General features: G+C 50.7%; 31 protein-coding genes. 19 read left to right on the top strand and 12 right to left on the bottom strand.

The genetic code is table 11. From position 1 onward, the window contains the following. Positions 1 to 9: 9 nt before the first annotated feature. Genes PKX57_RS01025 through rpsT form a run of 11 tightly spaced genes read left to right on the top strand, consistent with a single transcriptional unit; the run spans position 10 to position 10,039 of the window. Entirely contained in the window at positions 10 to 1,338 is a 1,329-nt protein-coding gene (locus tag PKX57_RS01025) for an ABC transporter permease subunit (RefSeq protein ID WP_213920663.1), read from the top strand. 9 nt (positions 1,339 to 1,347) lie between these two features. Further along, positions 1,348 to 3,759: a carbohydrate ABC transporter permease gene (locus PKX57_RS01020; protein WP_472415797.1), complete on the top strand. Its 2,412-nt coding sequence runs from the start codon at positions 1,348 to 1,350 to the stop codon at positions 3,757 to 3,759. A 56-nt stretch (positions 3,760 to 3,815) separates the two neighbouring features. Next, positions 3,816 to 3,995 (top strand): hypothetical protein, encoded by a 180-nt coding sequence (locus PKX57_RS01015; RefSeq protein WP_231936738.1) that lies wholly within the window; start codon positions 3,816 to 3,818, stop codon positions 3,993 to 3,995. Further along, complete coding sequence (locus PKX57_RS01010) at positions 3,995 to 4,777, top strand: class I SAM-dependent methyltransferase (protein WP_169699870.1); 783 nt, start codon at positions 3,995 to 3,997, stop codon at positions 4,775 to 4,777. Before PKX57_RS01015 ends, PKX57_RS01010 begins: the two co-directional genes overlap by 1 nt. Beyond that, complete coding sequence (miaA, locus tag PKX57_RS01005) at positions 4,774 to 5,694, top strand: tRNA (adenosine(37)-N6)-dimethylallyltransferase MiaA (protein WP_472415795.1); 921 nt, start codon at positions 4,774 to 4,776, stop codon at positions 5,692 to 5,694. The genes PKX57_RS01010 and miaA overlap by 4 nt, the downstream gene beginning before the upstream one ends. Further along, positions 5,687 to 5,929 carry an RNA chaperone Hfq gene (gene hfq, locus PKX57_RS01000; RefSeq protein WP_169699872.1) on the top strand — a complete coding sequence of 81 codons (243 nt, stop codon included), beginning with the start codon at positions 5,687 to 5,689 and terminating at the stop codon, positions 5,927 to 5,929. The genes miaA and hfq overlap by 8 nt, the downstream gene beginning before the upstream one ends. After that, positions 5,904 to 7,187 carry a GTPase HflX gene (gene hflX / locus PKX57_RS00995; RefSeq protein WP_472413838.1) on the top strand — a complete coding sequence of 428 codons (1,284 nt, stop codon included), beginning with the start codon at positions 5,904 to 5,906 and terminating at the stop codon, positions 7,185 to 7,187. The genes hfq and hflX overlap by 26 nt, the downstream gene beginning before the upstream one ends. Next, the gene (locus PKX57_RS00990; protein ID WP_169701045.1) at positions 7,187 to 8,200 is read left to right on the top strand and encodes a M23 family metallopeptidase; all 1,014 of its coding nucleotides are present in this window, start codon (positions 7,187 to 7,189) and stop codon (positions 8,198 to 8,200) included. Before hflX ends, PKX57_RS00990 begins: the two co-directional genes overlap by 1 nt. Before the next feature lie 5 nt (positions 8,201 to 8,205). Continuing rightward, the gene (locus PKX57_RS00985; protein ID WP_169699873.1) at positions 8,206 to 8,511 is read left to right on the top strand and encodes a hypothetical protein; all 306 of its coding nucleotides are present in this window, start codon (positions 8,206 to 8,208) and stop codon (positions 8,509 to 8,511) included. A 24-nt stretch (positions 8,512 to 8,535) separates the two neighbouring features. After that, a complete protein-coding gene (gene metK, locus PKX57_RS00980) occupies positions 8,536 to 9,717 on the top strand; it encodes a methionine adenosyltransferase (protein WP_169699874.1) in 1,182 nt (393 codons plus the stop codon). Between the two features lie 43 nt (positions 9,718 to 9,760). Beyond that, positions 9,761 to 10,039: a 30S ribosomal protein S20 gene (gene rpsT, locus PKX57_RS00975; protein WP_169699875.1), complete on the top strand. Its 279-nt coding sequence runs from the start codon at positions 9,761 to 9,763 to the stop codon at positions 10,037 to 10,039. 54 nt (positions 10,040 to 10,093) lie between these two features. Here the strand turns inward: rpsT and PKX57_RS00970 are convergent, their stop codons facing one another. Continuing rightward, positions 10,094 to 11,230, bottom strand: coding sequence for an ABC transporter ATP-binding protein (locus PKX57_RS00970; RefSeq protein ID WP_169699876.1), 1,137 nt, complete (start codon positions 11,228 to 11,230; stop codon positions 10,094 to 10,096). A gap of 12 nt (positions 11,231 to 11,242) precedes the next feature. Then, positions 11,243 to 11,512, bottom strand: a complete 270-nt coding sequence (locus tag PKX57_RS00965; RefSeq protein WP_472415835.1) for a type II toxin-antitoxin system Phd/YefM family antitoxin — start codon at positions 11,510 to 11,512, stop codon at positions 11,243 to 11,245. Between the two features lie 63 nt (positions 11,513 to 11,575). Here PKX57_RS00965 and PKX57_RS00960 point away from each other — a divergent pair, with 63 nt between their 5' ends. The 7 genes from PKX57_RS00960 to PKX57_RS00930 all read left to right on the top strand — a co-directional run bounded on the left by PKX57_RS00960 (position 11,576) and on the right by PKX57_RS00930 (position 16,602). Next, positions 11,576 to 12,502 (top strand): RnfABCDGE type electron transport complex subunit D, encoded by a 927-nt coding sequence (locus PKX57_RS00960; protein WP_472415793.1) that lies wholly within the window; start codon positions 11,576 to 11,578, stop codon positions 12,500 to 12,502. Next, positions 12,499 to 13,119, top strand: a complete 621-nt coding sequence (locus PKX57_RS00955; RefSeq protein ID WP_213920674.1) for an FMN-binding protein — start codon at positions 12,499 to 12,501, stop codon at positions 13,117 to 13,119. The genes PKX57_RS00960 and PKX57_RS00955 overlap by 4 nt, the downstream gene beginning before the upstream one ends. A 1-nt stretch (position 13,120) precedes the next feature. Next, entirely contained in the window at positions 13,121 to 13,720 is a 600-nt protein-coding gene (locus tag PKX57_RS00950) for an NADH:ubiquinone reductase (Na(+)-transporting) subunit D (RefSeq protein WP_213920675.1), read from the top strand. 15 nt (positions 13,721 to 13,735) lie between these two features. Beyond that, positions 13,736 to 14,329, top strand: a complete 594-nt coding sequence (locus PKX57_RS00945) for an Rnf-Nqr domain containing protein (RefSeq protein WP_213920676.1) — start codon at positions 13,736 to 13,738, stop codon at positions 14,327 to 14,329. Positions 14,330 to 14,342: 13 nt separating this feature from the next. Beyond that, complete coding sequence (locus PKX57_RS00940) at positions 14,343 to 15,440, top strand: FAD-binding oxidoreductase (protein WP_214047991.1); 1,098 nt, start codon at positions 14,343 to 14,345, stop codon at positions 15,438 to 15,440. Positions 15,441 to 15,459: 19 nt separating this feature from the next. Continuing rightward, positions 15,460 to 15,918, top strand: a complete 459-nt coding sequence (locus PKX57_RS00935) for a hypothetical protein (RefSeq protein WP_470745617.1) — start codon at positions 15,460 to 15,462, stop codon at positions 15,916 to 15,918. A gap of 93 nt (positions 15,919 to 16,011) precedes the next feature. Further along, a complete protein-coding gene (locus PKX57_RS00930) occupies positions 16,012 to 16,602 on the top strand; it encodes a hypothetical protein (protein WP_470745616.1) in 591 nt (196 codons plus the stop codon). Here PKX57_RS00930 and PKX57_RS00925 read toward each other — a convergent pair. The 10 genes from PKX57_RS00925 to gatA are packed head-to-tail and all read right to left on the bottom strand — an operon-like array spanning position 16,586 to position 25,133. After that, the gene (locus PKX57_RS00925) at positions 16,586 to 17,038 is read right to left on the bottom strand and encodes a 2-thiouracil desulfurase family protein (protein WP_214047992.1); all 453 of its coding nucleotides are present in this window, start codon (positions 17,036 to 17,038) and stop codon (positions 16,586 to 16,588) included. The two genes, PKX57_RS00930 and PKX57_RS00925, sit on opposite strands and share 17 nt — an antisense overlap. After that, positions 17,035 to 17,883 carry a peptidoglycan DD-metalloendopeptidase family protein gene (locus PKX57_RS00920; protein WP_213920175.1) on the bottom strand — a complete coding sequence of 283 codons (849 nt, stop codon included), beginning with the start codon at positions 17,881 to 17,883 and terminating at the stop codon, positions 17,035 to 17,037. The genes PKX57_RS00925 and PKX57_RS00920 overlap by 4 nt, the downstream gene beginning before the upstream one ends. Further along, the gene (locus PKX57_RS00915) at positions 17,880 to 18,317 is read right to left on the bottom strand and encodes a diacylglycerol kinase (RefSeq protein ID WP_213920176.1); all 438 of its coding nucleotides are present in this window, start codon (positions 18,315 to 18,317) and stop codon (positions 17,880 to 17,882) included. Before PKX57_RS00915 ends, PKX57_RS00920 begins: the two co-directional genes overlap by 4 nt. Beyond that, positions 18,314 to 18,925, bottom strand: a complete 612-nt coding sequence (locus PKX57_RS00910; RefSeq protein WP_213920177.1) for a 2-oxoacid:acceptor oxidoreductase family protein — start codon at positions 18,923 to 18,925, stop codon at positions 18,314 to 18,316. Before PKX57_RS00910 ends, PKX57_RS00915 begins: the two co-directional genes overlap by 4 nt. Continuing rightward, complete coding sequence (locus PKX57_RS00905) at positions 18,922 to 19,758, bottom strand: thiamine pyrophosphate-dependent enzyme (RefSeq protein ID WP_214047993.1); 837 nt, start codon at positions 19,756 to 19,758, stop codon at positions 18,922 to 18,924. Before PKX57_RS00905 ends, PKX57_RS00910 begins: the two co-directional genes overlap by 4 nt. A gap of 13 nt (positions 19,759 to 19,771) precedes the next feature. Continuing rightward, entirely contained in the window at positions 19,772 to 20,275 is a 504-nt protein-coding gene (locus PKX57_RS00900; RefSeq protein ID WP_213920179.1) for a deaminase, read from the bottom strand. Positions 20,276 to 20,297: 22 nt separating this feature from the next. Further along, positions 20,298 to 21,464, bottom strand: coding sequence for a radical SAM protein (locus PKX57_RS00895; RefSeq protein ID WP_213920180.1), 1,167 nt, complete (start codon positions 21,462 to 21,464; stop codon positions 20,298 to 20,300). Further along, entirely contained in the window at positions 21,464 to 22,285 is an 822-nt protein-coding gene (locus PKX57_RS00890) for a hypothetical protein (protein ID WP_214048629.1), read from the bottom strand. The genes PKX57_RS00895 and PKX57_RS00890 overlap by 1 nt, the downstream gene beginning before the upstream one ends. After that, the gene (gene gatB / locus PKX57_RS00885) at positions 22,282 to 23,730 is read right to left on the bottom strand and encodes an Asp-tRNA(Asn)/Glu-tRNA(Gln) amidotransferase subunit GatB (RefSeq protein ID WP_472415791.1); all 1,449 of its coding nucleotides are present in this window, start codon (positions 23,728 to 23,730) and stop codon (positions 22,282 to 22,284) included. Before gatB ends, PKX57_RS00890 begins: the two co-directional genes overlap by 4 nt. Next, the gene (gene gatA, locus PKX57_RS00880; protein WP_213922687.1) at positions 23,727 to 25,133 is read right to left on the bottom strand and encodes an Asp-tRNA(Asn)/Glu-tRNA(Gln) amidotransferase subunit GatA; all 1,407 of its coding nucleotides are present in this window, start codon (positions 25,131 to 25,133) and stop codon (positions 23,727 to 23,729) included. Before gatA ends, gatB begins: the two co-directional genes overlap by 4 nt. 239 nt (positions 25,134 to 25,372) lie before the next feature. On the opposite strand from gatA, the gene PKX57_RS00875 reads away from it, so the two are divergent. Beyond that, the coding region (locus tag PKX57_RS00875; protein ID WP_472415789.1) for a hypothetical protein at positions 25,373 to 26,282 on the top strand (910 nt) is incomplete at its 3' end.

Genomic DNA, 26,282 nt, shown 5'->3' with positions numbered 1-26,282 from the left:
GGAAAGGTTTTGTCTTACAATAGGCGATCGAAAAAATACTGGAGAGAGACCTGGAAAGCCTATCTGTTTCTCCTGCCTTCGCTGGCGATCCTTGGTGTCTTCACTTTCTGGCCGATAGGCTTCTCTCTCGTATTAAGTTTTTTCAAATGGGATTACACTTCGGCCTCTCGCTACTTCATAGGTCTGGACAACTACAAGGAACTCTTCAGGATCTCGTACCCCGTTCAGATGAACCTGCTTTATTCGATCATCAACATGGCCGTCTATGCTGTTGCGACTCTGGTCCTGGTTCAGATGGTCCATTTCCTTCTCTGCGGCGCGAGCAAGTACGATAAACCCGAGAAGGAGCATGCAACGCTCTATGCGCTGTTCGCAGGAGTTCTAGCCGGTTATGTGGTTTTGAGGAACCTCTCGGACGGGGTGACGATGGCCGGGATACTGTACGGACTGGCGATGGCCGCCTTTGCGCTGGTAATCTTCCTGAGGCGCAGAGGTTCGATACAGAGCGTTAAAATGAAGTCGAGCCAGTGGGTAACGCTCATACTTTTCATAGGGATATACTACCTTCTTTCGAGGGTTCTGTTGAAGGAGAGCGTCGACTTTTTGCAGTACTTCGTGCTGGCCAAGGAGAGCTCGGACTTCTTGAAGTCGATCTTCAACACCATCTATTACGTTGTACTCTCGGTTCCGACACAGATAGTGCTGGCCCTACTGATCGCCGTCCTTCTCAACAAGAGCATAAAGCTCCGCTCGCTCTTCAGAACGGCGTATTTCATACCATTCGTGACATCGGTGGTCGCCGTTTCCCTGGTCTGGCAGTGGATGTTCAACGACCAGTTCGGCCTTCTGAACTACATCCTGTCGTGGTTCAACCTGCCGAAGATCGCATGGCTCAAGGAAGAAGTCTGGACGATACCCACGATCGCCATAGTCTCGGTCTGGCAGCACGTCGGCTATACGGCCGTGATATTTCTGGCCGGTCTCCAGAACATCGACAGGTCTTACTACGAGGCGGCCGATGTCGATGGAGCCAGTTCCTGGCAGAAATTCAAGTTCATCACCTGGCCCCTTCTATCGGGAACGACCTTCTTCATAATGATAATAACTATGATCGGTGCCTTCAAAGTCTTCTCCCAGATATTCATCCTGTACCAGGGCTTGCCCGGACCTGTCAACAAGAGCGGGCTCACGCTCGTTTACTACGTCTTTGACGCCTTTTACAACCAGCAGAGGATGGGAGTGGCCAGTGCGGCCGCCTATATTCTCTTCATGATAATCCTTCTTCTCACGATGGTGCAACTCTACGTCGGGAAGAAGCGTGTACACTACGAGGGATGAGGTGGCGCTGTGAATACATCATCTACCAGGAGTATTTCGAAGATTTTCATATACGTTCTCATCATCGGGGGCGCCTTCCTGATGCTGGTACCCTTCGCATGGATGGTGGACACGTCCTTCAAAGCGCCGAGCGAAGTCTCTTCCTGGCCGCCGGTCTGGACGACCAAGAATGCCGCCAGTTCCTTCCAGTTCAAGACCAGAATCAAGCAGAAGAGCTCCTCGACGTCTGTGGATCTTTCAACGCTCAGTCTGAGCGAATTCAGGAACTTCGCAGCCCTTCTGGAGAGCACGGGCAGTTTCGATACACTGACGGTAAGTCTCGACGACGATCCGATCGTGCGCGGCGAGATCGAGATCCTGCTCCTCTCGAACAACGGTTTGCCGGCCTTCTATGCGGTCGATCTCGACATGGCTCGATACGGAGAGCTCGCCGAGAAGTTTCTCTCCCTGAAAGGCGCTTTCCCACAGACCTATTCCGGCGAGCTCGAAAAGTTAAACACGGATGATCCGGGAACTTTCTTCGACGGCTTCTTCGGGGTTTCCATCTATCAGGATACGGGCTTCATCAGGAGAGTCGTGCTGGTCAATTCCCTGAAATCCCTTTACTCATCCACGATCGATAGACTCCTTCAATCTGCCGAGACAACGTTCAAGGACCTCCCGATAGACAACGACTCCACCAAACAGCTGAAGGCCGAACTCCGGGAAGAGATCCGTGATATTTTCAGCGATACGGTGTCTGCAATTGAGACGGCCATGGCCGGACTGGATTCATACAGGACGGGCACTTCGGGCGTGACGTCACTGCCCGAGCTGGCGACTGTCATAAGTCTCATGCGCGAGAACATCTCGAAGATAGAAGCGGATACACAGGAGTCGCTCTCTCTGGCCAGATCGAAAGCATCTTCGGACCCGAGGTTGACGATGCTCGTGAACCAGTTTGAACGGTCGCTGGAAAGCATCTCCGACGGGCCGATTCGCTGGACCTACCTCATGGATTTCTACGTAGAGGCCAGAAACTTCTACGATGGCGTTCAGACAGTCTCGCTCTCGAGCGGTTCGATAGTGGGGAGGATAAGGACCGATGAACAGGTCCACGGACTGGTAATAAAGGCCATCGACACCTGGAAGGCCGATCCGGCAACGAAGGAGTATCTGAAGTCAACCCTGACGCCGTCGAACATAAGGAACGCCGTCACCATACTTCTAACTTACCTGGACGGAAACTACAGAGACAGTCTGGCGGGCCACTTCTCCAGTCCCCGGACCGTACTGGAAACGGTCAATGAAGCCATGAACTTCCTGAGAACATCGCTGCTTGTGGCTGCCGACCCCTCGCTCGATTCGAGAGTTCGACAGATCATGACCTCGGAAAGCTCCTATCAGGAGCTGGAATCGGTAATAAGGGAGGTTGCAACGACAGCGGGGCAGAGTATAACTTACGGCAAGATCTCCGCCGGACTCTCCAGATTTGCCGGCGAAAGCGATCCCGAAGTCTTCGCCCGGTTCATAAGAAGAAGGTGGGAGGAGACCGAGATGGTCGGCAGTTTCTCGAAGATGCACTCGAACATCTTCACCGAGCTCGATCTCGTTTCCAAGCCCGACGAGGTTGAAAAGGTCTTCCTCAGGGGTTTGATCTCTCCCTCGGGTTCAAAATCCTTCGACATAAAGCTGAAAGGTATCCCGGCCGTCTGGTTCAAGGACGATGTCTCCTCGGCGAAAGCGAACTTCACGTTCGCCGAGACAATAAGTAACTTTTTCCAGAACTACGTCACTGCATGGAACGCCGCACCATTCGGAACGTATTACTTCAACACCGTCTTCGTGGCGATAGTCACCACTTTTGCCGAGATAATATTCGCTGCAATGGCAGCCTTCGCCTTCGCAAAAATGGAGTTCTTCGGCAAGAACCTTATCTTCACACTCTTCCTTGCAACGATGATGGTTCCCGGAGAAGTTCTCCTGGTACCGAATTACATAACCCTCACCGCTCTGGGTTGGATCGATTCATATTACGCGCTCATAGTACCCTGGGTCGTCAGCGTCTTCGCCATCTTTCTATTGAGGCAACATTTCATGACGATACCGAACGAGCTTTACGATGCCGCGATGATAGACGGACTCACCAAATGGAGGTTCTTGTGGACAGTCATGGTTCCTCTATCCAAACCGGCCGTGATTACGGGTGCGTTGCTCAAGTTCGTCGGGAGCTGGAACTCTTTCCTCTGGGTGTTGATCGTTACCAAAAGCCCGGAGATCAGAACGCTGCCGGTAGGACTTCAAAACTTCAGTTCAGCCACCGGTAGCGACTACCATCTCCTGATGGCAGCCGCGACTTTCTCGGTTATACCGGTAGTTATTCTCTTCCTGCTGACCCAGAAGTATTTCATAGCGGGAATAGCCAGGAGTGGTTTGAAATAGCCAGGGTAAAGCGCAAGAAAATCTTTCCGCTGGGGATTTTTATCTTCCTGGTTCTTTTGCTTTCACTCCTTCTCATCACTAACTACAACGCGATAGCGAAGCTAAAAGAGGAGAAACATAAGCTGGAGATCATGGAGAAGCTATACAACGAACTGGAGAAACAGATACAGATAAGAGAGGCCGAGCTGGAATTGTTGAGGAAATTGATGCAGGAGAAAGGCACGGGTGTCTATTGATGAATTATATAGTTACAACTTCGTACAAACCTTCGAGGGAGGAAGTGACAAAGGCCAGAGATCTGGCCGAAGAGATGGGGGTCAAATACGTATCACGCAGCAGGTTGAAGGAGTACGAAAAGGAGAAAGTTCTGGACTTCTACTACGTCTTCGACAAGAATGGCCAGCTCGTAATACGCTCGGGTGAGGAAGTCTTTTTCTTCCATCCTGGAATGTCCAAAGTCAGACTGAAAAATATCAAGTTGCAGGATTCCGATTATCTGATCAAAAGCATGGAACTCGCGGGAACTGAACTGGTTCTCGATACCACATTCGGTCTGGGAAACGAAGCCCTTCTGATCGCCAATTTTCTTCCCGACGGAAAAGTCGTGGGGCTTGAGGCTTCAGAACACATCTTTAGGGTTGTTTCGCACGGCTTGAAAAATTACCCCTACGAAGACGACTGGACGAGGGAAGCCGCTGGCAGGATAGAACTGTACAACAGGGACCTGAGAGAATTCGTAAGGAGCTGTGGAGAAGGTTCTTATGATATAGTTTACTGTGATCCAATGTTCGACAGACCTCAGTACAGCTCACACTCGATAAATCCGTTGAGGCCTTTCGCGGTATATGACAGGATAAACAGAGATGATGTTGACTGGATGATCAGGGCAGCTCGCCGAAAATTCATACTCAAAAGCCGAACCAGGGACACTCTCTTCCAAGAGCTCGGGATCGAATTCGACCGTTTATGGGGAAGCAAGAAGAGCGGCGTGCTATACGGGGTTGTCGATAAGAGATGATACCTGTTATCCTCGGGCCGACGGCCGTGGGAAAGACAGCCCTCCTACTGAAGTTAGCCATGAGACTTCCCATAGAGGTCGTATCGGTTGACTCAAGACAGATCTACCGCCACATGGACGTGGGAACGGCCAAACCTACGAAAAGCGAACGGGAAAGTCTCAGACACTGGCTGATAGATATAAGGGACCCGGATGAGGATTTCGACGTAAAGACATTTAGAGAACTGGCGCTGGAGGCGATCGAAGATATCACATCCAGGGGGAAAATACCGGTCTTGGCCGGTGGCACCGGTCTGTACGCCGAGGCTCTTATGAAAGGACTGGCCAACGTTCCCGGACGTAACGAGAGCGTTCGCGAGGCCCTTGCCGAACTCGAAAGGGCCAGCCCCGGCTCATTGCGTAAGATACTGAAGGCTATCGACAGCAAGGCCTACGGGCGCCTTCACGAGAACGATTTGAAGAGATCTATAAGGTATCTCGAGGCCTTTTTCCTGACAGGAAGGGCACTGAGCGAAGTGCAGAACGAGAAAGTAATTTCAGACAGGTTCAAAGTGATCGTCCTGAACCGATCCCGGAGTGAGCTACATCGGAGAATCGAATCGCGAGTCGAAGAGATGTACAGGCAGGGTCTGATGGAAGAGACGCGGGAACTTTTAGCCATGGGTTACACTGCAAATATCAATGCGTTGAAGACAATAGGCTACGCCGAAATGGTACAATGTATTAGGGGTTTGATTTCTTCACAAGAAGCTCTGGAGAAGATAAAATGTAATACAAGGAGATACGCGCGGCGTCAGATAATCTGGTTCAGAAGGTATTCGGGTCTTGAAATCGATCTTTCGAATCTTACTGAGTCCTGTGCTGTATCGACACTCGAAAGAACAATTCTCTTAGTTTGGGGGGGTAATTATGGCTGAAAAGTTCAATCTGCAGGACCGTTTTTTAAACCTGCTGAGGGTCAACAAGGTTGAAGTGAAGATGTACCTGGAAGGTGGTTTTCAGACTAAAGGGATGGTCAAGTCCTTCGATAATTTCACGGTCCTTCTCGAGGATGGACAGGAGCAGACGCTTGTTTACAAGCATGCTATAAAGATGATGGTTCCTCAGAAATACGTGAGATTGACCAATACGACCGGTAAGAAGGAGGATTGAAAAAAGCATAGACGCACTGCTTATAGCTGTTTTCTCTCCGGGTGAACAGGAAACCAGGTCGGAAATCGTCGGTGAACTCAACGAACTGGCGAGGACGGCCAATTACAATATTATCGAAACAGTGATACAGAATCTAGATTATCCCGATCCCAGGCATTATCTCGGCAGGGGAAAGGTTGATTTTGCCAGGAGAATGCTGGAATCTTACGGTGCCGAAATCGTCATCACCCGTCACGAACTCTCTCCTTCTCAAGCTTTCAACCTCGAGAAACATCTAGGCATTAAAGTAATGGACAGGACCCAGTTGATCCTGAAGATATTCGCAGACCACGCCACCACTAAAGAAGGTAAACTCGAAGTCGAGCTCGCCAGTCTTAAGTATCAGTTGCCGAGGCTGAAGGGCTACGGTAGAATGCTCTCGCAGACGGGCGGAGGTATCGGTACCAGAGGACCGGGCGAGAAAAAGCTTGAAATCGACAGACGGCTCGCTCAGGAAAAGATAACGCACCTCAAACGGGAGATCGAGGAACTTAAACGACAGCGAGAAGTCTCCCGAAAGAGGAGGGTCGGTTCCGCCAGCCCGCTGGTTTCTTTCGTGGGTTACACCAATGTGGGGAAATCCTCTCTGGTTTCTCTGCTGAGCGGGGAGAATCTGCTGATTCAGGATAAGCTCTTCGCCACCCTAGATACCAGGGTCAGGAGAGTCAGGTTGATTTCGGGGTTGCAGATACTCGTTTCCGACACGGTGGGGTTCATACGCGAGCTTCCACACGAATTGATGGAGAGTTTCAGGGCGACCCTCGACGAAGTCAGGTTCTCCGATCTGCTGGTGATAGTCTCGGACGCTTCTGACACGGCCGTCAGGGAGAAGTTTGCGATCGTCGGGAAGACGCTCGAAGAGATCGGCGGGGGAGAGATAAAGAGCCTCCACGTCTTCAACAAGATAGATAGATGCACAGATGAGAGACTCGTTGAACTGCGGTGCATCTTCCCGGACTCTGTAATGGTCAGCGCGCTCAAGGTAGAGAACATCGACGGGCTCGTCCTGGCGATCCAGAGGGCGCTCGATGTGGAGAAAAAAAGATGGACTCTCAGGCTGAAACCGGAAGCTCTGGCCAGTTTCATGAAATTCAGGGATTCCCTCGAAATTGTTTCGCAAGAGTACGGAGACGATGTGATTGAGATACAGTACTTATCCTCCGATGAGATACATGAAAGGATGATTTCTTCTATTTGTGAGGAGGGAAAATGCTTATGATGAAAAAACTGTTGGCGGTTCTGATAGTTACTCTGGTGGCCGGTCTATCGCTCTCGGCGATCTTGCCCTTTCCTCTCAAAAGAACTCCCGAGATTACCGGATACTTTGGAGAGTTCAGGGGCAATTCGAGAAACATCAATTATCCGGAACATTTCCACATGGGCCTGGATTACTCTACAGGAAGTATAGTCGGCCTCGATCTAGTATCTCCGGACGATTCTTATGTAAACGTTATCTACATCAATCACCCGATATACGGAATGGGCATCGCGATTACCCTGCCGAACGTGACGAACGTTCTCACCAACGAAAAGGGTATAAACGTTATTTACGCCCACCTCAACGAGATCGGAGACACCTCTTCACTGACGGGAAGAAAGTTGAACGATTTATACCACCAGCTCTCTTCTGAATTCGGCGACCAGTACGTAGAGGTGGTTTTCGATCCGAGAGAACTGCCCTTCAAGCGCAACGAAGTGGTGGCCAAATCCGGCAACAGTGGAAATGTTGCTCCGCACCTCCATATTGAAGTCAGGGACAGCACGATGAAGACCATTATCAATCCCGGGCTCTATTTCGATACGGGTCAGCCGTCCTCTGCGATCGAGATACTCGATTTGAGAGTCGGTGGAAAGATATATAGTTTCTCTTCGGGTAAACCGACCGTTGAAATGACCGCATTGACCCCGATAGATCTCCACACTAAAGTGCAACTCAGACATCCGGTCAGCCCCAGAAGTATAGAGCTCTACGTCGAAAATAGTTTGATCTATCAGATAGATTTTATGTTTTTTGACGAGGATGAGGCCACTAGAGTCTATGAAATCTACTCCTCACCCTCGAACGAATCGGATTATTGGTTCAACCTCAACTCCAAAAAATCGCTGAGCGTACTACCCGTGAACATCTGGGACGATATCGACTGGAGCAACCCCAGGGATGCGAAAATCGTGGTACGCGATCACTGGGGGAATGAGGCTTCAAAAGAGTTCAGGATAGTCATGAGGAGGTAGTTGAAATGTTTTTCAAAAAGAAAGAGAGAGATGTTTCGAAAAATCCTTTCTATGACAGCGGCAACACGGTTGTGGTGCATTTTCAGTGCGGGAAATGCGGAGAGAAATTCAGGAGTCATTTACGAAAATACTATGACATAAGTGTGAATTACGGAAAGGGAAAAGGCGCTTACAGACTGGACAAAGAGTTCATTGGGGGCAATTGTCAGAATAAGATCCAGATTTACGCCGACTTTAACAGAGCCTTCAAGCCGCTCTCCTTTGATATAATTGGTGGTAAATTCCTTTCTAAAGAAGAGTACGAAGAATAGATTCAGCTATAAGGAGGCAATTAGATGAAAACTTGGTTGTTCACCAGTGAAAGCGTCACGGAAGGCCATCCCGATAAAATGGCAGATCAGATATCCGATGCGATACTCGACGCGATGCTGACGCAGGACGAGAATTCCAGGGTGGCTGTGGAAACGCTTCTGGCGACGGGAGTAGCAGTGGTAGCCGGGGAAGTCAGCACCAAAGCATATGTAGATATTCCAAGGGTAGTAAGGGATACGATTCTTGAAATCGGCTACAACAGGGCGAAGTTCGGTTTCGACGGTGAGACGTGCGCCGTTCTTACAAGTATAGACGAGCAGTCGCCAGATATCGCTCTGGGAGTCAATAAATCACTCGAAGCCAAAAAGGACGATTCAGATAGATACAATACCATAGGAGCCGGTGATCAGGGTATGATGTTCGGCTACGCGACGAATGAAACTCCAGAGATGATGCCTCTTCCAATCGTGCTTGCCCACAGGCTTGCCCTCAGGCTGGCTCATGTGAGAAAAGAGGGAATAGTGAAGGGCTTCAGACCCGACGGAAAGACACAAGTGACCGTGAAGTACTCCGACGGTCGGCCGGTAGGAGTAACCGCCGTTGTCGTCTCTACCCAGCACGATCCCGACCTGACCAGAGAAGAGATCGAGAGTCTGGTAGTGGAGAATGTTATTTCACCGGTGATAGACGACGAGTTACTTCTGGAAGGGGTAGAGATCTTCGTCAATCCAACCGGTCGCTTTGTCAGGGGTGGTCCAGCGGCCGATACAGGTCTTACCGGAAGAAAGATCATAGTCGATACATACGGCGGATGGATTCCTCATGGTGGGGGAGCCTTCAGTGGAAAGGATCCGACCAAGGTCGATAGATCGGCCCACTACATGGCCAGGTACGCCGCCAAGAACATAGTGGCTGCCGGACTGGCAGAGAAAATAACCCTGCAACTGGCTTACGCCATAGGAGTTGCCAGACCTGTTTCTTTCATGATCGATACATACGGCACCGAGAAAGTCGATCTTGAGAAATTGAGAAAGGCCGTTTTGAAGACCTTCGATTTCCGACCCGGTGCTATCATAGATAAACTCGACCTCAGAAGACCTATATACAGACAAACGGCAGCTTACGGCCATTTTGGAAGGATGGATATCGATCTGCCCTGGGAAAAAGTCGATATGGTCGAGCAATTGAAGAAAGCCTTAGATTAATGATAAAATAATCTGTAAATCCCGAAAGGAGGAGAAGTGCTAAGTGCCTAACAATGCTTCAGCAAAGAAGAGAGTGAGACAGACTGCCAAGAAGACTATGATCAACAAGGCCGTCAAAACCAAGTTCAGAAACGCTTCAAAGAAGCTTTACAAAGCCATCGAGCAGGGCGAGGACGTTTCCTCGGTCGCTACGATGTTGAGTGAAGTATATTCCACCCTCGATAAGGCTGCAAAAGTGGGAACGATCCACAAAAATACAGCTTCACGAAAGAAGGCCAGACTTACCGCAACGGTTAAATCTTACGTGCAAGCCAAGCAGTAATCCGGGAAGAAAAAAAGGTGGCGCAAGCCACCTTTTTTTATGAATAAAACTTCTTCAAACTTTCGGTTGTGCGCTTTCGTGCGTTCCGGCCAGTACATTCTCCTCGGTTTCTGGATCGAAGACATGGAGCATGGTCATGTCGAACACGAGATCGATCATTTGTCCGGCCGCAGCCCTGCTTTTGGGATCGACCTTGGCCACGATGTCGTCCCCGTGGATATTGGCGTGTATCAGCGTTTCGCTTCCCAGTGGCTCAACAACGTCGACATTCCCCTTAACTGTGAACTCGTCTTTCGGAGCCACCGCGTACATCTTGTCGTAGATATCCTCGGGTCTGATGCCGAAAGTGATGTCCTTACCAACCAGATCCTTCAATTTCGCCGCTTTGTCGGTTGGCACGAGTACCTTCATATCCTCTTTTACAACCCAGGTCTTTCCGCCTTCGGAGACCAGCTTTGCGCTTATGAAGTTCATGGCGGGGGTACCGATGAAGCCGGCGACAAATTTGTTTTTCGGCTCGAAGTAAACCGAATATGGATCACCGATCTGCTGAATTATTCCATCCTTCATAATGACGATCTTGTCGGCCATCGTCATGGCTTCTACCTGATCGTGGGTAACGTAGATGATCGTTGCCTGCAGGTTCTGGTGGAGTCTCTTCAACTCTGCTCTCATCTGGACTCTCAACTTGGCGTCGAGGTTGGAAAGCGGTTCGTCGAAGAGGAAGACTTTCGGATTCCTGACTATCGCTCTTCCGACGGCAACCCTTTGTCTCTGACCGCCTGAGAGTTGCTTGGGCTTTCTGTCAAGAAGTTGCTCGATGCCAAGGATTCTGGCCGCTTCCTTCACCCTCTGCTCGATCTCGGGTTTTGGGGTCTTTCTGAGTTTCAAACCGAAGGCCATGTTCTCGTAAACCGTCATGTGGGGATATAGAGCGTAGTTCTGGAAGACCATCGCTATGTCTCTGTCCTTTGGTTCCACGTCGTTTACGACTTTTCCACCGATCTTGATTGTTCCCTCCGTGATCTCCTCCAGACCGGCTATCATTCTTAGAGTGGTGGTCTTTCCACACCCAGAAGGGCCGAGCAGAACCACGAATTCTTTGTCGTCAACTTTCAGATTTGCATCGAGAACGGCCTTGAAACCGTTCGGATAAGTCTTTCCAACTTTCTCAAGGATGACTTCTGCCATAGTTCACCTCCATCATTCATCGTCAACTTCTACAATTAAATCCCTTATCTCAACGTTCATTGCTTCATCGCCGGCATCCATAAGATACAGGTCGTAGACCCTTTCCAAAAACTTGTTCAGCAGCACGTACTTTCCATAGTCCATGAGAACTGCCTTGGGGACTCCATTTTTTGTTATAATTATATCGGCTTTCTCGCAATCATCAACGACTCTGGAAAAATGTGCTTTTGCTTCTGCCAGTGAATAGAAAGAGAGTTCATGCAATCTGGACAAATGAACCACCCCGTTATGATTATACAGTATGACCATAATTATAGTCAAGCATAGCTTTCGGAGGTGCCAAGGATGCAGAAGAAGTTTTTCCAAAAGCAACCCATGATGCGAAAGGTTATCTACTCGCTGATTCCCATCCTGATCTTCGCAATCGGGAACTTTGGCTGGGTCGTCCTCATAAAAACCTTTCTCTCAACTTTTATGGCGGTATTCATCGAATGGCTTTTCGAAAGAAAGAAGGGAAAACCAGTCAGCGAGGCAGTCATCGTTACAGGTCTTCTGGTCGGGCTCATTCTTCCGCCGGCCGTCCCCTTCTGGATAGTTATCGTGTCAAGTTCCTTCGGTGTCGTTTTTGCGAAGATGGCCTTCGGCGGCTTTGCGAAAAACCTGTACAACCCCGCCATGGTCGGCAGGGCCTTCGTCTATGTTAGCTTCCCGGCTGCCGTTCAGCAGAGCTGGACTCCGGCCGTCAGTACGTGGGGCCAGGGATTCGGTCGCTGGATCGCCTCGGACATAGTCACCATGGCAACACCGGTGAACGTTATAAGGGGCGGGGGCGATATATCTATGTGGAAGATGTTCTTCGGAAACGTATCGGGAACATCCGGCGAAACCGCCAAGTGGCTTATCATAGCGGCGGCGGTTTATCTCATAATAACCAAAACTGCCTCGTGGAAGATAATACTCTCTACTCTCGTCTCGGCTTTTGTCATGTCGGGAATAATCTTTCTCTTCGATCCGACCCGCCTCAATCCTCTGGCGTGGATATTCGGGGGCAGCATCCTCTTCGGGGCGGTCTTCATGGCCACCGATCCCATAAGCGCTCCCAAGAAGGAACGTTCGAAGTGGATATACGGAGGGTTGATAGGGGCGCTCTCGGTCGTTATAGGCACCTTCTCGCTCTTTGGTGCCGGATTCATGTTCGCCTTGCTCATCGCCAATACCTTTGCCTCTCTCATCGACTATCTCAACACTCCGGGGAAGGTGAAAAAATCATGAAAGACAAACTGTATTCGGTGTTTTTTGCCTTTGCTCTCACACTCGTCTTCACGCTGGTCCTGGCCAGTATAAACGCGCTGGCGAGCGGCACGATCGAGGTCAACGAGAAGCTGGACTTCCAGAAATCCCTGCTATACGTCTTCGGGTTTGTCCAGAAAGACGACAAGCTTTCAAGTAAAGAGATACAGGAGCTCTACGGAGAGAAGATCGTCGAGCTTCACGGCGAGGTAGATGTTTACCGGGCGCAGGTTGAAGGAGAGTCTGTCTACGCCTTCACCGTTCAGAGTCCCGGTCTGTGGGGAACGATTACCGGCCTGATAGCGGTCAACACCGACGGGACGAGGCTGGTGGGAATCGACTTTGTGCAACACTCCGAAACTCCCGGTCTCGGCGGCAGGATAGACGAGAAGGCCTTCCAGCAACAGTTCAGGGATGAAAGAATCTCGGCCGGCCCTTCCGGCAGAATTGCGGTGGTCTCGGGACAGAACACCTCTTCCAGCGAGGATTCGAAGGTCGATGCCATAACCGGAGCCACGAGAACTTCCGAAGCTATCCAGAAACTGATTGACAAGGCAATGAACGAAGTCTTTCCAAAGGTCTTGAAGGTGGTGAACTGAGATGGCTGAATCGAAAAAAGAGACATTCATGGCGAACATCTGGAAAAACAACCCGGTCATCGTACAGATCCTTGGAATTTGCTCGGCTCTGGCCGTGACGAACAACATGACCAACACCCTGATCATGGGCATCGGTCTGACCTTCGCGACGGGTTTCTCTTCACTCACGATCTCTGCCCTGCGAAAGTATATACCCAAGAACGTCCGCATGATTGTACAGGTGCTGATAATCGCCACATACGTCATAATTCTCGATATAGTGCTCAAGGCCTACCTGCCCTCGATAAGCAAGGCGCTAGGCCCCTACGTCGGCCTCATAATAACCAACTGTATAATAATGGGCAGAGCCGAGGCCTACGCACAGTCCCACGGGCCTGTTCTCTCCTTCATAGACGGTGTCTCGGCCGGAGTCGGCTACTCGCTGATCCTTCTCCTGATCGCCTTTATCAGGGAGCTTTTGGGCTTTGGCAGTATCTTCGGCCTGAGAGTCCTTCCCGAGAGTTTCACACCGTGGGTAATAATGATAACCGCTCCCAGCGCGTTCTTCATCATAGGCACCATAATATGGATAGCCAGAACGCCGCTGGTTAAGAAGAAGTGAAGGGGGGAGTCGTAGATGGGTGTTCCGCTCAATCCTTTTGTCATAATGGTGGCCGCCGCGCTGACCAGCAACATGGTACTGAGCAACTTTCTCGGCATGTGTTCCTTCATCGCCGTCTCGAAAGATATCAAGACGGCGAACGGACTGGGAATGGCCGTCACTTTCGTTCTGACTTTGACCTCCGTCCTCAACTATCTGGTATATTACTACATACTGGTGCCGCTGGAGCTGGTTTACCTGCGGTACATCGTTTTCATTATAGTGATCGCGGCCTTTGTCCAGTTTCTGGAGATGTTGATCGACCGCTTCTCTCCATCGCTCTACATGAATCTCGGGATCTTTCTTCCCCTGATCACGGTCAATTGTGCGATTTTGGGCGGCGTGCTCTTCATGATAATACGCGATTACAACCTGATGCAGTCGCTCTTCTTCGGTTTCGGCTCGGGTGCCGGCTGGTGGCTGGCCATAGTCGCGCTATCGACTATGAGGATGCGCTTGCGCGAGAAGGATATCCCGCCACAGCTCGTGGGACCGGGTCTGACCATGATTATCATAGGCATAATGGCGCTCGCCTTCCTCGGATTCTCCGGCATGGTACCGGTACAGTGAGGGGGTGGCGCAGTTGCAAATACTTATAACGGCTCTCGTACTGGGCGGAATATCGGCCGTCCTGGCGGCGATTATTTCGGTCGCCGATGCCGTGCTAAACAACTACGGCGATGTGAAACTCACGGTGAACGGTTCTAAGTCTTACACGGTGAAGGGCGGCAGTACGCTGTTGACAACCCTGGCCGGCGAGAAGATTTTCGTCCCATCGGCCTGTGGCGGGAAGGGCAGTTGCGGCCTCTGCAAGGTCAAGGTTCTTTCGGATATCGGTCCGATTCTCCCGACGGAACTACCGTACCTCACCACCAAGGAGAAGAGTGAAAACGTACGCCTCTCCTGTCAGGTGAAGGTCAAGGGAGACATTTCGATAGAGATCCCCGAGGGACTTTTCAACATAAGGGAGTACGCATCCACGGTCTCTACGATAAAAGATCTGACGCACGATATAAAAGAGGTCTTCTTCAGCTTCGATGACGATATAAACTTCAGAGCCGGTCAGTACGTCCAATTGATAGTACCGCCCTACGGGGAGATTAAGGAGAGTACTATGAGGGCTTATTCCATGTCGTCGCAGCCTTCGATAAAGAACGGTGTCGAGCTCCTGATAAGGCTGGTGCCCAACGGGATAGTCACGACGTACGTACACAAGTATCTGAAGGAGAAGGACGAGGTCAGGCTTCTGGGGCCCTTTGGCGACTTTTTTCTGAGGAACACCGATGCCGACATCATTTTCATAGCCGGTGGTTCCGGGATGGCGCCGATCAAGTCCATAATACTGGACATGAAAGAAAAGGGTATAAAGAGAAACGCATACTACTTTTTCGGTGCCAGGAGCAAGAAGGATCTCTTCTACCTTGACTTGATGAGAGAGATCGAAAAAGAAGTGCCGAACTTCCATTTCATACCGGCTCTCTCCAGCCCTTTGCCCGAGGATAACTGGCAGGGTGAGTTCGGGCTCATAACCGATGTGGTGGACAGGTACCTGACCGAACAGGGTGAGATAGAACGGGAAGGCTATCTCTGTGGAAGCCCTGGCATGATAAACGCCTGTATAACGGTACTTGGAAAGCACAAAATTCCCGAAAACAGGATCTACTTCGACAAATTTGGATAAATCGCGGGGGGGTGATTATATGAAGCAGACTCCAGACCTGGGTAAAGTTCAGGAAAACATGAAGGCCGGGCAGATAACCGGGCCGGGCTTCCTCGGCAGCGACGAGAGAAACCTGATAGATATAATCCGGGAAGATGAACAGAAGATCAGCGAATTGGGACTTACCAACGAAATAATAGCCGACAAGCTCGAAATGCTGATGCGACAGGGTGAGAAGGGCTTCGGCTCTCCCATTGTAGTTGACAACCGTTTTGTCGTGATAGTTGACGAGAGCAGGGGCTATGTTCCATGCCCCTTCAGACATGGGAATCTATCCAAGAAGGTCAACGTCAACGTGCGGAGCATGGCCTTGAAAAAGGATATCGACTACACTCCCATATCAATCCATCTCATAAGGGAGCACGGCTTCTACCAGGGCAAGGGATCGCTATACAGGCTCGATCCTGAAGAGGTGGCTAAGTTTCTCGAATTGATTTGATACCCCCACCGCCCGTCGCGAGAAGACGGAATACACCTTACCTCTAAGTCCGAGCCTCGACGAGGCGGTGAACGATGTATGGAGGATAGTGTTTTGAAGAGGAGACTTCCGAACAGAGCGATATTCACCTTCGTCTTCATTATCGCCTTGATTTCTTTTGTGGCGTATTTCGCCTCCAAATACAGTGTGAAAGTGGTCGTACCGACCGATGTATCTCTGGACGAACTGCTTTTCAACGCCGAGCATTTCTCGTTTCTCGGGGAGGCGGAGTATCCACCCGACCAGGGACTTGCCAACGGCATCGCTTATGAAGATGAGAAGGGAATAATTCATCAGGTGACTTACCCGGATTACGATGACTCGGTTCGCGGGTATCTTCTCGACCTGGATTCCGGTTCGAACGTCATAAAGGTTTTTGTCTGGAATAGCGGCAGTGTAACCCAGGCGAAAGAGACCTGGGAACGGCTCTACATGATCGAAGGCTCCGTGATGACCAGGGAGAGGGGGCGAATAAAGAAGGCCGGGTACTTCTACGCCCGCATAATCAGGTTCGGCGGAAAGGATGAGACACTTCTGTGGCAAAAGGACAGGTGGGTAGTTCTGGTAAAGTCGCCGGCGGTTCTCGAAAAAAAGACCGAAGAGATAATTTTGACAGGACTCTTCGATCCTAAAGTAAGAAGTTGATCTCGGATTCCGGATAAACTTCGATACCGTTCTTCAAGAGAAGCTCCGCTGTTATTCCCATTCCATCTACCGTCACGCCGCTGAAGGTGCCGTCGTATATCCCTCTGCATCCACACGAGGGGCTTTTCGATTTCAGGACCGCAATGCCGGTGCCGCAAAATCTGGCTATCTTCAGAACCTCTTCGGCGCCCCTGTGGAACTGAGCGGTTACATCGTGGCCGAACTGGTCGATAACGATTCTTCTCGTCGTCCAGTCGTTCGAGACGGTGATCTCGGCCTTCGATCTTGGCGTGGGAAGTCCACCCAGCTGTTCGGGACAGACCGGGAACAAAATAAACCTGTCCACAAGCCTCAGGAGCTCAAGGGACAGGTTGTTATCTCCACGATAGGTACAGTTAATTCCGACCAGACAGGCACTTACGATTATCCTGTTCATTTTCCTCCGGCAGCCGTTCCGTCGTCTTCTCTCCTTATGACGTACATGAGGTCGCGGGTAGGCAACATAGAAAGCGGATCGAGCGTGTTCATCTTCGGGTCCTTCACCTCGAAGTGAACGTGCGGACCGGTAGACACTCCCGTGCTTCCGACACGGCCTATCAGAGAACCGGCATCGACCCTCTGTCCCACATAGACAGATATCTTGCTCATGTGTCCATAGCGGGTGACGTAACCGTTATCGTGCTGTATATCCACGGCGTTGCCGTAACCTCCGTTGACACCGGCGGCGATGACCACGCCTTTTGAAGCCGCGAATATAGGCGTTCCCTGCGGAGCGGCAATGTCCAGCCCGCCATGGAAGGAGGCTCCTCCGTTCACCGGGTGGGTACGCCAGCCGTACGAGGAAGAAATAACCCCGTAAACGGGCCATCTATACGGGGTGGTGTGTGGAACGTATTGATACATATTTATTAGAGTCATAGGAACGAAGATTCGCTGTCCCGGGCTTATCAGCGAACTAGAGTTGAGGTTGTTCGCCGATAGAAGCTCCTTGACGGGAGCGAAGAACAACTTCGCGATACCGTCTATTGTATCTCCCGATTGAACTTCGTAAATCAAACCGTCGGGTTGAGGCAGTTTCAACCTGTCGCCGGCTTTGATGTTGTTGGGATCGCTCAGATTGTTGAAGTCGATTATGGTTGACATGCTCACTCCGAGCTCCCTGGAGATAGTGTGAATCGAATCGCCCGACCTCACCACGTAAGTGACGAGAAAATAAGCAAAGCTACGAGTCACTAATAGCAAAGACACGAAAAGAAGAACTAGAATGACCCGACGGTTCATTCCTTGCCACCTCCAACTCTAAAAAGGCCAAAAGAAAAGAAGAAAACCACAATTATTATACCAAAAAGAATACCAACGGCAAAATGCAAATCGAAAATTTCTTTGATCAAAATTGAAAGACCTATGAGTACCGACATCGCCGATCCCATCAGTACTATCGCCGCCGCTACGTCTTTCAGGACCTTTACGCGTTCATCGTAATACGGGTGAAGAATATCCGCGATCTTTTCTACAACGGTGTTAACGGCCTCCAGTATTACAACCATAAAGGTGCAGAACAGCAGCCACAAAAAATCCTGTCTCTCCAGCCGGATCAGGGCTCCGATCGTTAGAACGGCGCCGCCGAAGACCAGCTGTATTCTAAAGTTCCTCTCTTTCAGCAAATAACCCAGGCCATTTGCCGCGTGGTGCAAACTTTTTAGAAACTTCCTCATTCAAATCCCCGGCCCACAGAGTCGATTCTCTCGCTTCTGAGGTTGTAAGATCTCTCTATAAGCGAATAACCGAAATCTATAGCCTGGGAATTCATATCGACGTACTTGGCCTTTATATGTTTTGACATGGCCACCTTGAGAGCCTGGGTGGTAACGAAGTTTCCGGCCCTTGCTATCAGGCCGAGTCCGACCATATTTGCCGGAAGGGATGTTCCGAACTTACCTTCTGTGAGTTCGGTGACCGGTTTGGAAATGATCTTCCTGGTCATCCTAGCTCCCTCTTTGGGGATCGATTTGACCTGAGTAGAATCGATTATCAATATTCCATTCATGTGCAGTAGAGGGACATGCGCGTTGACGGCCATCTGGTGCATCGAGTATATGACTTCGAAGGAGTGGGCCCTCGGGTAGTCGATCGGTTCGGTGTTGAAAAGAACGTCGCAGTATGAAAGTCCGCCGCGCACCTGTGCGCCGAAAGACTGGGTCTGTACCACCCAGCTTCCCTGGTCTAGAAGAGCCTCCGCCAGGATAATGCCCATCAGGACGTTCCCCTGGCCGCCTATTCCAGAAATCCTCACGGTATGGGGTTGAGGAAATGCCTTCTTCATTCTCTTTCACCACCCTCGGCCGCGAGCGCTTTTTCTCTCATCTTTTCGTACCTGTCTATGTACGTTTCAGTGTCTACGTTCACAAATTCACCGGCAACGATTTTATCCCCGATCTCTTCCGGGCTCATGGTTTTGGCTTTGGCAAGCTGGATCGTGTTGGTTTTGAAATAGTTCAGCATATCCTGAGGTTTGGAGAGGCTGTTGTACCTTCCGTAATAAGTATGACAGTTCGTCATGATCTCGATGACGGCCATTCCCTTGTGTTTCAATCCGTTCCGTATGAATTGAACGGCCTGTGCGTAGTGAATAACCGTGGAACGGGCCACGTAAGTCGCCCCGGCGGCCATGGCAACCTTCACTATGTCAAAGGAGTTTTCGACGTTTCCGTAGGGCGAGGTTGAGGCTATCTTCTCCGTTGGCGTAGTTGGAGAGTACTGGCCGCCCGTCATTCCATAAATGTTGTTGTTGAATACTATGGTAGTTATATCCATGTTTCTCCTGCAGGCGTGTATGAAGTGATTTCCGCCTATGGCCATCATATCTCCATCGCCGCCCATGACAATAACGTTGAATTCGGGCCGGGCCAGCTTCACGCCCGTGGCGAAGGCAACGGCTCTGCCGTGAAGTGTGTGCATCGTATTGAAGTTCAGATAACCGGTTACCCGTGAAGAACAACCTATTCCCGAAACTACGGCGATTCTATCGGGGTCGAGCGACTCCCTGTCCACCGCATCGACGAATGCCTTCATGATGACACCGTTTCCACACCCGGGACACCACACGTGGGGCATTCGATCCTGCCTTAAATACTTCGTAAGTCTGGAGACAGCCATGATTTCCTCCCTTTCACATTGAGTAATTTATCATTATGACTCCTGTCCTATCGAACATGAATTCCGTGAGCGGGTCGGGGTAGCCTTCCCCGAATACCACCCTCTTGATGCCTGCGTTAATTATCAGTCTTGCGCAGATCGAACAAGGTCTGTGTGTAACGTATATGGTAGAACCGTTGGTGGCTATTCCAAAACGCGCGGCCTGCGAGAGGGCGTTCTGCTCGGCGTGGGCGGCGTAACACAACTCCTGATTCTGTCCGGACGGTATGTTCAGCGCGTCTCTTATACATTCGGTCTCGTCGCAGTGAGGAAAACCCGACGGGGGCTGGTTGTAGCCCGTCGCCAGTATCCTGTTCTCGCGCACTATCAGGGCGCCCACTTTTCTGTGGTGGCAGCTCGACCTCTCTCTCACCTGGTAGGCGAGCTTCATGAAATATGAATCCCAGCTTTCCGAAGGTGTCTTGGATTTATGCGTCTTGAAGCCGTTAAGAAACTTTTCGAGTTCTTCGCCAGACATTTCATAAGTCCTTTCGGTGATTCTACGTATTTTTTTGCTTCTCGACTGTCGCTCTGGAAGGGAGAAGGCTCTCCATCTCTTCCATTATACCGACCAATCTCTCGAAAACTAGCCTCGACATATCCAGTCCGTAGTCATTCAAACTGAGCCTGTATCCATTGACAACCAGGAACTCTCCAAGGACCGATGCGATTCTTTCTACACTTCTCTCCAACAGGTCGGCCGGGAAGATCTCCGCCGATAGAGTCAAACCGTCAATCAGCCTCAATCCCATGAAGAGCGTTTCGAAGAGCTCTTCAAGCGGTGTATTCTCCCGTATATAAGCCAAAGGACGTTTGCCAGCGACTATGGAGTCGATGTATTGGTCCAGAGAGTCGCAGTTCACACTTCTGGTAGTGCCTTCGTGGCTGCCGGCAGAGACTCCGAAACCCTTGTAGTCTCCGCTTTTCCAGTATTTCAAATTGTGTAACGACATCCTGCCTTTCGACCACGAAGATATTTCATATCTGGTTAACCCAAGCTCTTTCAGAGATAAAACGATAAAATCATGCAGCTTCTCGAGCGTGTCTTTGTCGGGCAACTCTATGATATCATTCTTAACCGATGCCATCAAATCGGTCTCATGGTCACTATCGAACATATAATAGGAAATATGAGCCGGCTTCAGCCTTTCTATCAATTTAAGATTGTTTTCTACGTTTTTGCGGTTTTCTCCGGGCAATCCCAGTATGAAATCGAAGTTTACATTATCGAAGAGATCGACCGCCATTTCCAGTCTCTCAAACAGATCAGGAGGTACCGGTCTGTTGACTGTCTTAAGGATCTCTCCATCGCTTGACTGAAGACCGACCGAGAGTCTGTTCACCCCGAGCTTTTTCCATCTCTCCAGTCTTTCGAACGTCAATTCCCAGGGGTTGGCTTCCAGCGTGGCCTCGCGCAATTCGAACCTGAACCGGGAACGGAGAGTATCAAGCAGCTCCTGCAACAGATCGAGCGGATAGAGCGAAGGGGAACCGCCGCCGAAATAAAGCGTATCGACCGCGGCGCCGTCGGAAAAGAGCTCTATCTCACTCTTCAGCGCTGCATGGTACTTCTTCAGAGAGGTTTCGTCAAGCTGTAACGTACAAAAATCGCAGTATGCACACCGTCTGGCACAGAAGGGGAGATGAAGATACACCCCGGCGTACATCAGAATATGAGCCTCATGAAAACCCCGTTGAGTTTGAAATTGGTGATCGAAATTCCGGCGTACACCGAGTCGTCGCTTCCCAGTTTAGATATCAGCAACTGGGCGTCAATTCCTCTGAGGCTTACCATGATCATTGGTGAGAGAACCAGCTTCAAATCGCCCGCAGGAACGATGAAATTCCCCGAAAAGGCGGCGCCCAGGTCGAAGCTCATATAATTCATGCCGACTCCGAAGCCGTAACCCATCTCACCCAGCGAATCGTTCGTCTTCAAATCCACGGTCACCACCACGTTCGTTTCGGCATTTCGCAGGCGGAGACTCCTTTCGAATTCCTTCGCGTAGAGATAGAGCCCGATATCGTTGAAGGCGAAATCATCGACTCTGTATATGAACGTGCTGAGACCGCCGTTTATCTGGCCCAGAGGTAGTCTGAACCAGTTGCGGACCAGATACCTCCTGTCCCCCAGCGAGGAGAGCTCGAGTTCCAGAAGGCTGTGCGAAAAGACCGGAATCTGGTTGGTGTTGGAGACGTACCTCGCCCCCACGTATAATCCTTCGTGGCTCGCGAGGATCGAGCCGCGAAAATCGCCGTCTCTGATTTTCATCTTCAAGAAACCGCTCGAAAACTCCTCCCAGTGATCTTTGTAGGTGATCCCGACGTAAGGCATCCCAGAAGCCAGCGCGAGTGTCAGGTGGAAGTTCTCGTAGGCTTTTATATCCGTAGAAAGGCTCCATCCCCTGTTGGTGAACTGTATCTGTGTCTGGGAAAGCGACAGCGAGCATACAAGTATCACAATAAGGAAACAAACCGTCTTTTTCAATCTTTGAGCAACCTCCTCGCTATTTCGTTTACCCTCGCGGGGTTGGCTTTTCCCCGGGTCGCCTTCATAACCGCGCCAACGAAGTAACCGAGAACGCCCTCTTTGCCTTCCCTGAACTGCTGAACAGCCTTTGGGTTGCTTTTCATGGCTTCTCTAATTGCCGTTTCGATAACACCGTCGTCGTTTATCTGCTCGAGCCCCTTCTCTTTGACTATGGAAGCTGGCGAATTCCTTCTCTCGATCACTTCGGGGAGTATCTCTTTGGCGATGCTATTGGATATCCTGCCGGAGTCGATCATTTCGAAAAGTTCTTTGAAGTATTCCGGTTTCAGCCCGAGACTCTCTATAGAAAGATCTCTCTCGTTCATTATTCTCATTACCTCGCCCATGATCCAGTTCGAGCTCTCTTTGGGCTTGCCTGTGATCCGCGCCACTTCTTCGTAGAAGCAGGCTACCTCGCCGCTGGAAGAGAGGACCGAGGCGTCGTACTCGGGCAGTCCATACTGTTCAATGAATCTGCGCAGCTTCTGCCAGGGCAGTTCCGGCAGAGACTCCCTGAGCCGTCCGATTCTATCCTGTGTTATCATCAGCACCGGGAGGTCGGGCTCGGGGAAGTAACGGTAATCGTTCTCCTCCTCTTTGGAGCGCATCGAAAAGGTCTCCTTGGTAGCGAAGTTCCAGGACCGGGTCTCTTTGGCCACGTTGCCGCCGGCGTCGAGCACGGCCGATATTCTCTCTTGCTCGGATTCCAGTGCCTTCTCGACGAACTTGAAGGAATTAATGTTCTTGACTTCCACCCTGTTGGAACTCAGACCGGAAGCGTCGTCTCTCATCGAAATGTTGGCGTCGCATCTCAACGCGCCCTTCTCCATGTCTCCCGAGCAGACGCCCAGGGCTCTGAGTGTGTCTCTTAGTAGCTCCATGAAGACCTTCGCCTGTGCCGGCGTCTCAAGATCGGGTTCGGTTACTATCTCGATCAGGGGAACTCCACACCTGTTGAGATCGAGGTGACTGCCTGTGGAGCCGGTTATCGAATCGGTTCCCTGGTGGATCATCTTGCCGGCGTCCTCTTCTATGTGGATTCGCCTTATCCTCACCCTTTTCCCTACTCCTCCGACTTCTATATCGAGATAACCGTTTTCAGCAATCGGGAAGAAATACTGGGTAATCTGGTAGCCCTTGGGAAGGTCCGGATAGAAGTAATTTTTACGATCGAAAACCGACCGTTCGTTGAGTGTGCAGTTGAGAGCCAGCCCGGCCATGACGGCAAAATCCACCACGTTTTCATTGAGAACGGGAAGCGCGCCCGGCTGACCGGTGCAAACGGGACAGATGGCCGTGTTAGGTTCGAGCTCGAAAACATCGGCCGGGCAACTGCAAAAGGCCTTCGTCTTTGTCTGAAGTTGCGCATGTATCTCCAGTCCGATAACGGTTCTGTACATCATTCAACCCACCTTTCCGCTATCCTGGTCAGGCCGCCTTCGTATGCGGGAGAAAAGCCCTCGATGAAACTGGCCGCCTCCAGAAGTTTAACGTCGCTGAACCGCCCGCCTGTGAGAAGCATACCTGCAGGTAAACCGTCTACCGGGGCGATCGGGACCGATATCGAGGGCAGGCCGGCAACGTTGGCCGGGATCGTGTATATATCCATGAGATAGTACGAAAGGGGATCGCTTATCTCGCCGATCACAGGTGCGACCACTGGAGAGGAGGGGTTCAATATGAAATCGAACTCCGTCAGTACGGCCTTCAGTTCATTGGCCATCAATCTCCTGGTTCTGAGTGCCTTACGGTAGTAAGCGTCGTAATAAGTGGCGCTGAGGGTGAAGGTTCCAAGCAGTATCCTCCGTTTGACCTCCCTGCCAAAACCCAGGTCTCTGTTCCTGCTCACCAGCCCATCGTAGTCGGCGGCTTCGTGTCTGGGTCCGAACCTGATCCCGTCGAATCTCGAAAGATTCGAACTGGCCTCGGCCGGTGCGATCAGGTAGTAAGTCGCGACGGCGTACTTGACTGAAGGAATTGAGATCTTCTCGACCACGGCGCCAGCCCTTTTCAGCTCCTCCACCGCATCCATGAAGGAGACTTTTACCCCATCTTCGAGACCGGGGTAATCTAGCATCTCCTCTGGAACGGCCATCCTCAATCCCTTGACATCACTCTTCAGATCTATATTGAAGGAAAAGGAACTCTTCATGGTCGTAGAATCTTTCACATCGTGACCGCTTATGATATTCATCACATCGGCCGCGTCCTGCGCGCACCTTGTCATAGGACCGATCTGATCGAGCGAGGAGGCGAAGGCCACGAGGCCGTATCTGGACACCAAACCATAGGTAGGCTTGAAACCGACGATTCCGCACATCGCTGCCGGTTGTCTCACCGAACCGCCCGTATCGCTACCGAGCGCGAAAGGCGTTAAACCCGCCGCAACGGCCGCCGCGCTGCCACCGCTACTTCCACCCGGTATCCTAGTAAGGTCCCAGGGGTTTCTAGAAGTGAAGAAGGCCGAATTCTCAGTCGAAGAGCCCATCGCGAACTCGTCAAGATTCGTCTTTCCGAGTAAATGTCCGCCGCTCTCTTTCAATTTGCAAGTAACGGTCGCGTCGTAAGAAGATTCGTAATTCTCCAGAATTCTGCTGGAACACGTAGTGCGGGTTCCAAGCGCTAGAATATTATCTTTGAGAGCGTAGGGAAAGGAATGCCCGGTCTCCTCCCCTGAGGATTGCAACACCTGGAGAAAGGCCTTCAGATCTTTATCGAACCTTTCTATGCGATTCCTGTAAAAGGAAAAAGCGCCACGCAAGCCCCTAATCTCAGAAAGTCTCAATTTCAAAGGATTGATATCCAAATCAGCCACCTCTTATAATCGCGATTGGTACCCTTTATGCGGTTTGAATCATGCTTGTTTTATCTAGATAATTTTAACATCTCCAGGTCCGTAATGACAGATCGAAGGATGGGAGTGAGAGGTGTATCTCATATAAGAAACCCCGCAAACTGCATTTTCCATGCATTCGGCACAGCTTTGCATTATAATTAAAATAATAACCAGATAACCAGTTACTTTCAAAGTCTGGAGGGGTTCCGGTGTCTATCCGTTCAGGCAAATTGATGTCCAGCCTCGAAAAAATAAGTTCGTTGCCGATCCTGGAAGGGGAAGGAATGGACATGGCTATGGAGATACTGGCGCTTGCCGGCAGGGCTATATCGGCCGATTGCCTTTACATTTACCGGATAGGGAATATCGAGAGAGGTCATAAAAATGGCTTCCCCGTAGTCAAATGGGCCAGTCCTTCGCTATCGGAAATATGTTCCGGCTTGGGAAAGACTTGCGAAAGCGTGGAAGAAGACAGCACAATCCTTTCCGGTCTTGAGAAGGGAGAGATCGTTTTCAGCCAGTCGGGATCGCGTGTATCTATCCCGGTTATGAAGGACCGTTTTCGCGGTGCGATCTGTTGCGAAGATTACTCCGAGAACAGGATCTGGTCGGACGATGAAATCGCGTTTTTGAGGATAGTCGGCCATTCAATCGCTTCTCTCTTCATTGTCCACTCGCTCATAAAAAGAGACGAGCCGCTCGAAGAGGACATTGAAAAGCCGAAACAGGTCCTTTCGGCTAAAGGCTCCGAAAACTCGCAAGCCTTGAAGAAAATGGAATACCAGCTCATAGTCCGTGATAGCGTTATGGCGATGATAAACGAAATATCCATGCTATCCCTGAAAGCCAAAACGCTGGAGGAAGCGGCCGGGATAATCATCACCGAAGTATCCGAAAAACCCGGTGTTTACAGATGCCGCCTATCGATTTCAAGGAAGAGAAATACCGATATCGAGGTCTCAAGCGGTGAAGGTTTCGACGTTCCCTTTAATGAGGGACAGATAGAAGATCGAGCGGTAGAGTTGAGCGGACCGGGCTACCTCCTGTCAAGACATCTGAAAGACGGTGCCGCCTACAGAAGGCTCTGCATATCGATGGAGCTGGACAGCGACAGCACCG

It is taken from the genome of Mesotoga sp. (genome assembly GCF_035363035.1).
In the GTDB taxonomy this organism is placed as follows: domain Bacteria; phylum Thermotogota; class Thermotogae; order Petrotogales; family Kosmotogaceae; genus Mesotoga.
The sequence above is the reverse complement of the archived record's forward strand: the minus strand, read 5'-3'. Positions and strand labels throughout refer to the sequence as shown.